The sequence below is a fragment of the Polaromonas sp. P1_G2 genome, from assembly GCF_056405515.1.
In genome coordinates this window covers 1-666 of record NZ_JBFUBY010000646.1, presented here as the reverse complement: position 1 = coordinate 666, position 666 = coordinate 1, and the positions used below count along the sequence as shown (strand labels likewise).

Sequence of the window (666 nt, the reverse complement as noted above, 5' to 3'; positions counted from 1 at the left end):
AGTTCGGTGATGCTGTAATATTTGTTCACGGTCGCCTGCCACGGTGTCGTAGCGGCATTGTATTGACATTGACGTAAAAGTCAATTTTCAGGGTCAGACCCTTAGGCCGAACCACCATGTGGCGATGCCGAGCAGCGACATGAAGCCGGTCATGTCGGTCACCGTGGTGACGAACACCGCCGACGACACGGCCGGGTCGGCTCCAACCCGTTCGAGGATCATCGGGATGATGATGCCGGCAATGGCGGCGGCGATCATGTTGATCATCATGGCCGACATGATGATACCGGCAATATCCCAGTCGTGGAACCAGAGCCGTGCCACCACGCCGATCAATAAGCCGAAGATAAGGCCGTTGATGATGCCGACGACGAACTCCCTGCGGATGATGCGGCCGGCATTGTGGATGTCGAGGCTTTTGGTCGCCAGCGCGCGGACGGTGATCGTCAGCGTCTGCGTGCCGGCATTGCCGCCCATGCCGGCAACGATGGGCATGAGCACGGCCAGCGCCACGATCTTCTCGATCGTCGCCTCGAAATAGGAGACGACCGAAGCCGCCAGGAAGGCGGTCAGCAGGTTGACGATCAACCAGGGCACGCGCAGCTTCGAGGTGACGGCGATCGTGTCCGACAGTTCTTCGTCGCCGACGCCGCCCATGCGCAAAAG

The 666-nt window shown here is 60.1% G+C and carries 1 protein-coding gene; it reads right to left on the bottom strand.

Annotated features, from left to right (window positions below):
- Positions 1 to 93: 93 nt before the first annotated feature.
- Positions 94 to 666, bottom strand: a 573-nt coding sequence (locus AC1D0P_RS26710) for a magnesium transporter (RefSeq protein ID WP_477679489.1), incomplete at its 5' end; no start/stop codon positions are given.